Here is an 11,377-nt window from a genome sequence, read left to right on the forward strand (position 1 = left end):
GTTTCTATTGACAATGATTCTGAAAGTGTTATACTAAGAAAGTAGTTTCGCTGATTTACTTCAAACCTGTTGTGAGGTAAGTTAACGATGCCTTAACCACGCTGTTTGCTGAGCTTGACTCCGGGCAGTGTGGCTATTTTTTTGCAATGGTGAAAGGAAGCAAGTCATGACAAATCACATTGTATTATTTGAACCACAAATTCCACAAAATACAGGCAATATCGCGCGTACTTGCGCTGCAACCAATTCTCCCCTCCACATCATCAAGCCTATGGGCTTTCCTATCGATGACCGCAAGATGAAGCGAGCTGGATTGGATTATTGGGATAAGCTAGAGATTTATTTTTACGACAGTTTAGAAGATTTCATGTCTCAGATGCAGGGCAAACTCTATCTGATTTCAAAATTCGCAGAAAAAGTCTATTCTGATGTGGATTTATCGACTAACGAAGACCATTATTTTCTATTTGGACGTGAAGACAAGGGCTTGCCGGAGGACTTTATGCGAGAACATCCTGAGAAAGCTATCCGTATTCCTATGAATGATGAACATGTCCGCAGTCTCAATGTGTCTAATACCGTCTGCATGATTGTCTACGAAGCCCTCCGCCAGCAGAACTTTGCAGGTCTTGAGCTTGTTCATACCTATGAAGTGGATAAATTGAAATAAAAAATGAAAATGAACAAAATGCTTGCGCTTGCAAGCGTTTTTTGTTATGATAAAAGAGTCTTCAGGGCAGGGTGTGATTCCCGACCGGCGGTGACTTTAACTAGGAAATGATCTTTTCCTTTTATACTTTGTTGACAAGCTTTGCCTAACCAGAAGTTATGCCTACAGCTTGTCGCCTAGTCTAAAAGAAAAATCTCTATTTCCTTCTTTTTAAAGAAGTCCGCGAGCGCAAGCTGATGTGGTGAGATTCCACAACCGACAGTATAGTCTGGATGGGAGAAGACGAAAGAATAGCTTTGTCTGTTCTGATAGATTTATAGCTAGATTGTAACCGCTTGCTTGAATTTCCTTAATAGAGTGAGAGGGAACTTTTGGGATATAAAAAGTGAGAATAGATAGAGGGATCCTTTCCAACTTCTTCTGATTTTATAGAAAATTGGAGGAACCTGTTATGACAAACACACGTCGACTTTCGACCATTGCGATTTTATCAGCCATTTCATTTGTGCTGATGTACTTTGACTTTCCGCTTTTACCAGCGGCGTCCTTCCTCAAGATCGAATTTAGTATCTTGCCAGTCCTTGTGGGCTTGGTGGTCATGGATTTGCCTGCTGCTCTAGGAGTTCTCTTGCTTCGCTCACTCTTGAAACTGCTTCTTAACAGTCAGGGAGTGAATACTTATATTGGCTTGCCGATGAATATCGTAGCTTTAGGAGTTTTTGTCATCGTCTTTGCTTTGATTTGGAAAAAGGAACGGACAACCCTTCGTTTCCTACTAGGCTCTCTAGCTGGGACTATTGGTTTAACCGTGGCTATGTTGGTTCTCAACTATGTTTATGCTGTTCCTTTGTACGCTAAGTTTGCTAACTTTGATATTGGAAAAATTTTGGGACTTTCCAACTACCTAATGACTATGGTGTTGCCTTTTAACTTGATTGAGGGTGTAATCTTTTCCGTTTCATTCTGGTTGTTGTACGTCCTTTTGAAACCAACCTTAAAACACTATGAAAGATAAACAAACATTTTTAATGAAGGGCAGTTTTGCCCTTTTACTTTTCGTTATTCTTGGCTACATGGTCAAATTTTACCCTGAAACGCTGGTCGGTTTTGACCAACCGATACAGACTGTCGTTCGAGGAGACTTACCAGATTATTTGACTATTCTTTTCCGTGCCATCACACGCTTGATTGATATTCCAGTGATTATCACTTGGGTTGTCATTACAGCTTTTGTCTTTTATCGTAAGCGGTGGAAGATAGAAAGTTTCTTCATGCTGGGAAATCTGGCTTTGGCAGGATTTTTAATCGTGACCTTTAAAAATATCTACCAGCGTCCACGACCAGCTATCTTACACTTGGTTGAGGAGAAGGGATTTTCCTTTCCAAGCGGCCATTCTTTGGCTGTGACGCTGATGGTAGGGACTTTGATTGTTATTCTTAGTCAGCGGATTAAAGATCGGGTCTGGAGAAAAATCGTACAAATCGTCCTTGGTCTCTACCTAGTCAGTGTGTTGGTATCAAGGGTCTATCTGGGAGTTCATTACCCATCAGATGTACTTGCCAGTCTCTGTGTCGGCTTGGGAGTCTTGTTTATCGAGTTTCCCTTCTATGACAAACTCCGTTTCCAATGGCGATTTAAAGGCAAGCAGAAGTGAATATCAAATTCCTTTGAGGAGAAAGAAATGAAAGTCAATATAGCAGATCTTCATCCGACTCAACTATACTTATCAGAAAAGAAGTTGCAAGATATTCAGATGCTTTACCAGTCGGCAGAAACAATCCAAGTCGATCCAATCAGTATTCTTGCCTTTGGAGATTGCTTGCTGATTACAGACGGGCATCACAGGGCTTATCAGGCTTTATTAGCAGGTCGGAATACGATTTCTGCTGAGTTTGATAGAGATGGTGGTGATGAACTATATCATCTCTATGCGCAAGTCTGCGAAGAAAGAAAAATCTACTCTGTTCTGGATTTAAAAAATCATATCTTAGCTCAAGATGAGTATGAAGCAAAATGGTATAACTGGTGTGATGGTTTTAATCAGGCAGCAACTCTTTTGTTGAAAAGGAAAGCAGATGAAACAGACCCTACAAATAGGTAGTGCATTGTGTCTTGTTCCTTTTTATACTGAAATTAATCTAATCTAACTTGTTTTTTAACTAAAAATCTGATAAACTATGTAGTAATTGAATAGAAATCTGCAAGACTAGTAACTCAAGGGAAGTATATCAGAGAGGAGAGCCGTGACTGCAAGCTCTCTATATGAAAGCTGGGTGAATTCACTTGCGCATGGATTTAGAAATGAAGGTCTGACTTGTCAGATGAAAACGGATGGTACCGCGTGTCAACGCTCCGAGTGGAGTTTTTGGCATGTGGTTTTCTTTTTATCTACGAGAGACTGATGGAGGAATTATGTCAACTATTGAAGAACAATTAAAAGCGCTTCGCGAAGAAACGCTGGCTAGCTTGAAGCAGATTACTGCTGAAAATGAAAAAGAGATGCAAGATTTGCGTGTTTCTGTCCTTGGGAAAAAGGGTTCACTTACTGAAATCCTCAAAGGGATGAAAGATGTCTCTGCTGAGATGCGTCCGATTATTGGGAAACACGTCAATGAAGCGCGCGATGTCTTGACAGCTGCCTTTGAAGAAATAGCTAAGCTTTTGGAAGAAAAGAAAGTTGCGGCTCAACTGGCTAGCGAGAGTATCGATGTGACGCTTCCAGGTCGTCCAGTTGCGACTGGTCACCGTCATGTCCTCACACAAACCAGTGAAGAAATCGAAGATATTTTCATTGGGATGGGTTACCAAGTCGTGGATGGTTTTGAAGTGGAGCAAGACTACTATAACTTTGAGCGTATGAACCTTCCGAAAGACCACCCAGCTCGCGACATGCAGGACACATTCTATATCACAGAAGAAATCTTACTCCGTACTCACACGTCTCCAGTTCAAGCGCGTGCTATGGATGCCCATGATTTCTCTAAAGGTCCTTTGAAGATGATCTCGCCAGGGCGTGTGTTCCGTCGTGACACGGACGATGCGACCCACAGTCACCAATTCCACCAAATCGAAGGCTTGGTTGTTGGGAAAAACATCTCTATGGCAGATCTTCAAGGAACCCTTCAGTTGATTGTGCAAAAAATGTTCGGTGAAGAGCGTCAGATCCGTCTGCGCCCATCTTACTTCCCATTCACAGAGCCATCTGTTGAGGTGGATGTTTCTTGCTTCAAGTGTGGTGGAGAAGGCTGTAACGTATGTAAGAAAACAGGTTGGATCGAAATTATGGGTGCCGGTATGGTTCACCCACGTGTCCTTGAAATGAGTGGTATCGATGCGACTGTTTACTCTGGATTTGCCTTTGGTCTTGGACAAGAGCGTGTAGCTATGCTCCGTTACGGAATCAACGATATCCGTGGATTCTACCAAGGGGATGTCCGCTTCTCAGAACAGTTTAAATAATGATTAGAAAAGTAGAAATGGCAGATGTTGAGGTGTTGGCTAAAATTGCCAAACAAACCTTTCGTGAAACATTTGCGCATGATAATACGGAAGAGTAGTTACAGGAATACTTTGAAGAGGCTTATAGTCTGAGAGTTTTGTCAAGTGAGTTGGAAAATCCAGAATCCGAAACCTATTTCATTATGCATGAAGAGGAGATAGCTGGTTTTCTCAAAGTCAACTGGGGAAGTGCTCAGACTGAGAGAGAATTAGAGGATGCTTTTGAAATTCAACGCCTCTATGTGCTACAAAAATTCCAAGGATTTGGACTCGGTAAGCAACTGTTTGAATTCGCTCTTGAACTTGCTACAAAAAATAGTTTTTCCTGGGCTTGGTTAGGTGTTTGGGAGCATAATACAAAAGCTCAAGCGTTTTATAATCGATATGGTTTTGAAAAATTTAGCCAACATCATTTTATGGTTGGTCAAAAAGTAGATACGGATTGGTTACTGAGAAAGAAATTAAGGTAAGAAGATGATTCTTCTATTGAAATGATAGGAAAGGAAAAGAACTAGAGTGACAACTGTCATTCTGGAAAACTAAATTATGCTTGTATCTTATAAATGGTTAAAAGAATTGGTGGACATTGATGTGCCATCACAGGAGTTGGCTGAAAAAATGTCAACTACAGGGATCGAGGTAGAGGGTGTCGAATCACCAGCTGCTGGTCTCTCAAAAATTGTCGTCGGTGAGGTCTTGTCTTGCGAAGATGTGCCAGAAACTCACCTCCATGTTTGTCAGGTTAACGTTGGCGAAGAAGAAGCTCGTCAAATCGTTTGTGGTGCCCCAAATGTGCGTGCTGGTATCAAGGTTATGGTGGCTCTTCCAGGAGCTCGCATCGCTGACAACTACAAAATCAAAAAAGGGAAAATCCGTGGCTTAGAGTCACTTGGGATGATTTGTTCACTTGGCGAATTGGGAATTTCTGACTCGGTTGTGCCTAAGGAATTCGCAGATGGTATCCAAATCTTGCCAGAAAATGCCGTTCCTGGGGATGAAGTCTTCTCTTACCTAGACTTGGATGATGAAATCATCGAACTTTCTATCACACCAAACCGTGCGGACGCTCTTTCTATGCGTGGAGTAGCTCACGAAGTTGCATCCATCTATGACAAGGCGGTCAACTTTAAAGAATTTACTCTTTCAGAAACTGACCAAGCTGCAGCAGATGCCCTTTCTGTAGGTATTGAGACAGACAAGGCGCCTTACTATGCTGCTCGTATCTTGGACAATGTGACCATCGAACCAAGTCCACAATGGTTGCAAAATCTCCTCATGAACGAAGGTATTCGTCCCATCAATAACGTAGTGGACGTGACCAACTACATCCTGCTCTACTTTGGTCAACCAATGCATGCCTTTGACTTGGATACCTTTGAAGGAACTGACATCCGTGTGCGTGAAGCGCGTGCTGGTGAAAAATTGGTGACCTTGGACGGTGAAGAACGTGATTTGGACGTGAATGACCTAGTCATCACTGTCGCAGACAAGCCAGTAGCTCTTGCAGGTGTTATGGGTGGTCAAGCAACAGAAATCTCTGAAAATTCTAGTCGTGTCGTCCTTGAAGCTGCAGTCTTCAACGGAAAATCAATCCGCAAGACTAGCGGACGTCTCAACCTTCGTTCTGAGTCATCTTCTCGCTTTGAAAAAGGGATTAATGTGGCAACTGTTAACGAAGCCCTTGATGCGGCGGCTAGCATGATTGCAGAACTTGCAGGTGCGACGGTGCGTAAGGGTATCGTTTCAGCGGGTGAGCTTGATACCTCTGATGTGGAAGTTTCTTCAACTCTTGCTGATGTTAACCGTGTCCTCGGAACTGATCTTTCTTATGCTGATGTAGAAGACGTCTTCCGTCGTCTTGGATTTGGTCTTTCTGGCAATGCAGATAGCTTTACAGTCAGTGTCCCACGCCGTCGCTGGGATATCACCATCGAGGCAGACCTCTTTGAAGAAATCGCTCGTATCTATGGATATGACCGCTTGCCAACCAGCCTTCCAAAAGACGATGGGACAGCTGGTGAATTGACTGCGACACAAAAACTTCGCCGTCAAGTTCGTACCATTGCTGAAGGAGCAGGTTTGACAGAAATCATCACCTACGCTCTGACAACTCCTGAAAAAGCAGTTGAGTTTACGGCTCAACCAAGCAACCTTACGGAACTCATGTGGCCAATGACTGTGGACCGTTCTGTCCTCCGTCAAAATATGATCTCAGGTATCCTTGATACTGTTGCCTACAACGTGGCTCGTAAGAACAAAAACTTGGCCCTTTACGAGATTGGAAAAGTCTTTGAACAAACAGGCAATCCAAAAGAAGAACTTCCAAATGAGATCAACAGCTTTGCCTTTGCCTTGACAGGCTTGGTTGCTGAAAAAGATTTCCAAACAGTAGCAGTTCCAGTTGATTTCTTCTATGCTAAGGGAATCCTTGAGGCCCTCTTTGCTCGTTTGGGACTCCAAGTAACCTATACGGCAACATCTGAAATCGCTAGCCTCCACCCAGGACGTACAGCTATGATTTCACTCGGTGACCAAGTTCTTGGTTTCCTTGGGCAAGTGCATCCAGTCACTGCTAAGGCTTACGATATTCCAGAAACGTATGTAGCTGAGCTCAACCTTTCAGCCATCGAAGCTGCCCTTCAACCAGCTGCTCCATTTGTGGAAATCACGAAATTCCCAGCAGTTAGCCGTGACGTTGCCCTCCTTCTCAAGGCAGAAGTGACTCACCAAGAGGTTGTGGACGCTATCCAAGCTGCAGGCGTAAAACGTTTGACAGATATCAAACTCTTTGACGTCTTCTCAGGCGAAAAATTGGGACTTGGTATGAAGTCAATGGCTTATAGCTTGACTTTCCAAAATCCAGAAGATAGCTTAACGGACGAAGAAGTCGCACGCTATATGGAAAAAATCCAAGCATCGCTCGAAGAAAAAGTCAATGCAGAAGTGCGTTAAAGTATCAATCCATCCTTTGGGGTGGATTTTTGCTTTTCAAATAACAATTCAGGATCAAAAATAGACAGTTGAGGAACAGAGAAGATAAATTGGAGTTTACCAGTGTATAATGTACTCATAGCTCAAAGTACCCTAAGATTTTTTACTAAAATGAGGATGATAAAAATGGACAGAAATCATTGTAAAGGCTATCAAAAAGGAGTATAATGAGTGCAAGACATTTCGGAGGTGAAAGATGCTAGAAGTAAGAAGTCTAGAGAAAAGTTTTGGACCCAAGCAAGTTTTGTTTGGTATTGACTTTCAAGCGCGACCAGGTCGTATTTTGGGATTAGTCGGGAAAAATGGTGCTGGGAAGACAACGATTTTCCACAGTATTTTGAAGTTTTTAGAATACCAAGGAGAAATCAGTCTGGATGGTCAGGATATTCGACAAGAGACCTACGCTCGGATTGGCTATCTGCCTGAAGAACGCAGCCTCATGCCTAAATTGACAGTCCTTGAACAAGTTCGTTACTTGGCGACTCTAAAAGGTATGGATGCCAAGGAGATCAAGGAAAAACTCCCTCAATGGATGAAGAGGTTGGAAGTGAAAGGGAAGCTGACTGATAAAATCAAGAGTCTGTCAAAAGGAAATCAGCAGAAGATTCAGCTCATTATTACTCTGATTCATGAGCCAGACTTGATTATCTTGGATGAGCCTTTCAGTGGATTGGACCCGGTCAATACAGAATTGCTCAAGCAAGTCATTTTTCAGGAAAAAGAACGTGGGGCAACCATTATCTTTTCTGACCATGTCATGACCAACGTCGAGGAGCTTTGTGACGATATTTTGATGATTCGAGATGGTCGTGTGGTCTTGCATGGACCAGTTCAGGATGTCCGCAATCAATACGGGAAAACGCGTCTCTTTGTTTCAAGTGAACGAAGCAAGGAAGAATTGGAAAATCTTCCTCATGTCAAGCAGGTAAGTTTGACCAAACAAGGCAGTTGGAAATTGATCTTAGAGGATGAGAGCGCTGGAAGGGAACTCTTCCCAATCTTGACTCAGGGGCAATACATCGCAACCTTTGACCAGCAAGCGCCAACAATTGATGAAATCTTTAAACTAGAATCAGGGGTGGAAGTATGAGAAATATGTGGGTTGTAATGAAGGAAACCTATCTTCGACATGTCAAATCGTGGAGTTTCTTCTTTATGGTGATTTCGCCGTTCCTCTTTTTAGCCTTATCTGTAGGAATTGGCTATCTCCAAGGATCTTCTATGGCTCAGAGTGGCAAGATAGCAGTAGTCAGCACTGTTCCAGCTGTGACAGACAGTCTTAAATCTACCAATGGTCTCAATTTTGATTATCAGGATGAAGCCAGTGCCCAAGCTGCTATCAAGGATGAAAAATTAAAAGGCTATCTGACCATTGACCAAGAGGATAGTGTCTTGAAGGCAGTTTATCACGGTGAAACTTCCCTTGAGATTGCTATTAAGCTAGGAGTAACGAGCAAGTTAAATGAGCTTCAAGATCAACTCAATCGTTCGGCAGCCAATTTGTCACAAGAACAGGAAAAACGCTTGGGACAAACAGTTAACTTTACGGAGAAAATTGATGAATCCAAGGAAAATAAAAAAATGATTCAAACCTTTGCGGCCGCAGGGCTTGGTTTCTTCCTTTATATGATTTTGATTACCTATGCTAGTGTCACTGCTCAGGAAGTGGCTAGCGAGAAAGGAACCAAAATTATGGAGGTGGTCTTCTCTAGTATCCGTGCTAGTCATTATTTCTACGCTCGCATGCTGGCTCTGCTTCTTGTGATTTTGACCCATATTGGCATTTACGTCGTGGGTGGAATTGCTGCCATTCTTCTCTTTAAAGACCTACCAATCTTGGCACAATCTGGTATTTTAAACCATATAGGAGAGGCTTTCTCGCTCAACACCTTATTGTTTGTCTTGGTTAGCCTCTTTATGTACGTTGTTTTAGCAGCCTTCCTAGGCTCTATGGTTTCTCGCCCTGAGGATGCAGGAAAAGCCTTGTCGCCTTTGATGATTTTGATTATAGGTGGTTTTTTTGGAGTGACAGCTCTAGGTACAGCTGGTGACAATCTCATCTTGAAGATTGGTTCATATATTCCCTTTATTTCGACTTTCTTCATGCCGTTTAGAGCTATTAATGGTTATGCAAATGGGTTAGAAACTTGGATTTCGCTTGCTATTACGCTTGCTTTTGCAGTAACGGCAACAGTCTTTATCGGACGTATGTATGCTAGCCTCGTTCTGCAAACAGATGATTTAGGTCCTTGGAAAACCTTTAAACGTGCCTTATCTTATAAATAGAAGAGCCTCGCGAAAGCGAGGTTTTTTAGAGATAAAAAGAGTGGAATTCAGAAAAATATTTTTCATATCTATTGACTTTTAGGGGTGAAATTTGGTATTATAGTAGGCGGTATTGTTTACCCCATTTGAAAGGCCCCGGAACCTTCCAAATACTTTTCGATGGGAAGGAACACCCATCACCGTAAACAAAAATCGAACTATATATAGGAGAAATCATGAACAAAACAACATTTATGGCTAAACCAGGCCAAGTTGAACGTAAATGGTACGTAGTTGACGCAACTGATGTACCACTTGGACGTCTTTCTGCAGTAGTTGCTAGCGTACTTCGCGGAAAAAACAAACCAACATTTACACCACACACTGATACAGGTGACTTTGTGATTGTTATCAATGCTGAAAAAGTTAAATTGACTGGTAAAAAAGCAACTGATAAAATCTACTACACTCACTCAAACCACCCAGGTGGATTGAAACAAATCTCTGCAGGTGAACTTCGTTCTAAAAATGCAGTACGTTTGATCGAGAAATCAGTTAAAGGTATGCTTCCACACAATACTCTTGGACGCGCTCAAGGTATGAAGTTGAAAGTATTTGTTGGAGCTGAGCACACTCACGCTGCACAACAACCAGAAGTTCTTGATATTTCAGGACTTATCTAAGGAAAGGAACAATAAAGTATGTCACAAGCACAATATGCAGGTACTGGACGTCGTAAAAACGCTGTTGCACGCGTTCGCCTTGTTCCAGGAACTGGTAAAATCACTGTTAACAAAAAAGATGTTGAAGAGTACATCCCACACGCTGACCTTCGTCTTGTAATCAACCAACCATTCGCAGTTACTTCAACTGCAGGTTCATACGACGTTTTCGTTAACGTTGTAGGTGGTGGATACGCTGGTCAATCAGGAGCTATCCGTCACGGTATCGCTCGTGCCCTTCTTCAAGTAGACCCAGACTTCCGTGATTCATTGAAACGCGCAGGACTTCTTACACGTGACTCACGTAAAGTTGAACGTAAGAAACCAGGTCTTAAGAAAGCTCGTAAAGCATCACAATTTAGTAAACGTTAATTCGAAAGAATTACTATACTTACAAAGAGCACCTTTCGGGGTGTTCTTTTTGTACTTTCTTACTAAATTGGTGCAATTGACACAGTTGTTGCGACTTTAGTCGCTTGCAAATGTGGCTGCAACCGGACAAGGCTAGTTTCCTCAAAACGTTAATCAATACGATACTATCAACGTTTCAAATCACTCGAAAGTTTACCTTATTGTTTCTTTTTATACTCTTAAGAAATCAAAAGCAACATAAGTTGTCAGCTCTTTATTGTAAAAACATTAATTAGCATTCTAGTATTATCTTTAGTCTAAAATCAGTATTTTGAGTTGTACGAAATCAGTTTTTGAATTTTGTCTAGTCTTACTTCATTTTCCCCTGAAGTTAAGTTTTTACTCAGTATTATTAGTTAAAAAGTAAAAAGAATGTGTTTTATATTTGGGTTTGATGTTTATAAAATAGGATAAACGTGCTGAAATTTAGATATTACAGACAAAATAAAATGTTTAAAAGCTACAGAGAAACATGGTATAATGTAACTAAAGGAGGTAGCATATGTCCTTAGATATAGATAAAGAAAAGATGACAATCATGGGAGTAGCTTTTGAAAACCGATCCGTTTTTAAAAGTGTTTGGTATGCTTTAAGTACAAATATGATTGAAGGATGGCGACCTACGGTTATTGATGTTGAAACACTGCGAGATGAAGCTCTTGCTCTGGGGATAACTCTTTAATAACATCTTGATTTGTTAAAAGATATTTTGTCCACTACATTTTTTCAATTGAGTATTATTTGTCATAGATAGAACATTGCATTTAGAATAACGAAAAACGCATCAAAAATGGTGCGTTCTGTTTTTATGCTACCATA

The 11,377-nt window shown here is 41.6% G+C and carries 11 protein-coding genes, 1 pseudogene and 1 riboswitch; all 12 genes and pseudogenes read left to right on the plus strand.

Annotated features, from left to right (window positions below):
• Positions 1–166 precede the first annotated feature (166 nt).
• Positions 167–670 (plus strand): tRNA (cytidine(34)-2'-O)-methyltransferase, encoded by a 504-nt coding sequence (locus B7698_RS04570; protein ID WP_084864786.1) that lies wholly within the window; start codon positions 167–169, stop codon positions 668–670.
• A gap of 53 nt (positions 671–723) precedes the next feature.
• Positions 724–958, plus strand: a riboswitch (FMN riboswitch).
• A gap of 163 nt (positions 959–1,121) precedes the next feature.
• Positions 1,122–1,685, plus strand: a complete 564-nt coding sequence (locus B7698_RS04575) for an ECF transporter S component (protein WP_000185834.1) — start codon at positions 1,122–1,124, stop codon at positions 1,683–1,685.
• Positions 1,675–2,325, plus strand: coding sequence for a phosphatase PAP2 family protein (locus B7698_RS04580; protein ID WP_084864787.1), 651 nt, complete (start codon positions 1,675–1,677; stop codon positions 2,323–2,325). The genes B7698_RS04575 and B7698_RS04580 overlap by 11 nt, the downstream gene beginning before the upstream one ends.
• 27 nt (positions 2,326–2,352) lie before the next feature.
• Complete coding sequence (locus B7698_RS04585) at positions 2,353–2,772, plus strand: chromosome partitioning protein ParB (protein WP_084864788.1); 420 nt, start codon at positions 2,353–2,355, stop codon at positions 2,770–2,772.
• A gap of 311 nt (positions 2,773–3,083) precedes the next feature.
• Positions 3,084–4,130 (plus strand): phenylalanine--tRNA ligase subunit alpha, encoded by a 1,047-nt coding sequence (pheS, locus tag B7698_RS04590; protein WP_031236936.1) that lies wholly within the window; start codon positions 3,084–3,086, stop codon positions 4,128–4,130.
• Positions 4,130–4,639, plus strand: a pseudogene (locus tag B7698_RS04595) (GNAT family N-acetyltransferase). Before pheS ends, B7698_RS04595 begins: the two are co-directional and overlap by 1 nt.
• A gap of 76 nt (positions 4,640–4,715) precedes the next feature.
• Complete coding sequence (pheT, locus tag B7698_RS04600; protein ID WP_084864789.1) at positions 4,716–7,121, plus strand: phenylalanine--tRNA ligase subunit beta; 2,406 nt, start codon at positions 4,716–4,718, stop codon at positions 7,119–7,121.
• Positions 7,122–7,356: 235 nt separating this feature from the next.
• Complete coding sequence (locus B7698_RS04605) at positions 7,357–8,250, plus strand: ABC transporter ATP-binding protein (RefSeq protein ID WP_020902740.1); 894 nt, start codon at positions 7,357–7,359, stop codon at positions 8,248–8,250.
• Positions 8,247–9,446 carry an ABC transporter permease gene (locus B7698_RS04610; RefSeq protein WP_001245398.1) on the plus strand — a complete coding sequence of 400 codons (1,200 nt, stop codon included), beginning with the start codon at positions 8,247–8,249 and terminating at the stop codon, positions 9,444–9,446. The genes B7698_RS04605 and B7698_RS04610 overlap by 4 nt, the downstream gene beginning before the upstream one ends.
• A gap of 215 nt (positions 9,447–9,661) precedes the next feature.
• A complete protein-coding gene (gene rplM, locus B7698_RS04615; RefSeq protein WP_001044624.1) occupies positions 9,662–10,108 on the plus strand; it encodes a 50S ribosomal protein L13 in 447 nt (148 codons plus the stop codon).
• An 18-nt stretch (positions 10,109–10,126) separates the two neighbouring features.
• Positions 10,127–10,519, plus strand: a complete 393-nt coding sequence (rpsI, locus tag B7698_RS04620; RefSeq protein ID WP_000075964.1) for a 30S ribosomal protein S9 — start codon at positions 10,127–10,129, stop codon at positions 10,517–10,519.
• Between the two features lie 541 nt (positions 10,520–11,060).
• A complete protein-coding gene (locus B7698_RS04625; RefSeq protein ID WP_049516166.1) occupies positions 11,061–11,240 on the plus strand; it encodes a hypothetical protein in 180 nt (59 codons plus the stop codon).
• The last annotated feature ends 137 nt before the right edge of the window (positions 11,241–11,377 follow it).

The organism is Streptococcus mitis, assembly GCF_002096855.1.
Classification (GTDB): domain Bacteria; phylum Bacillota; class Bacilli; order Lactobacillales; family Streptococcaceae; genus Streptococcus; species Streptococcus mitis_Y.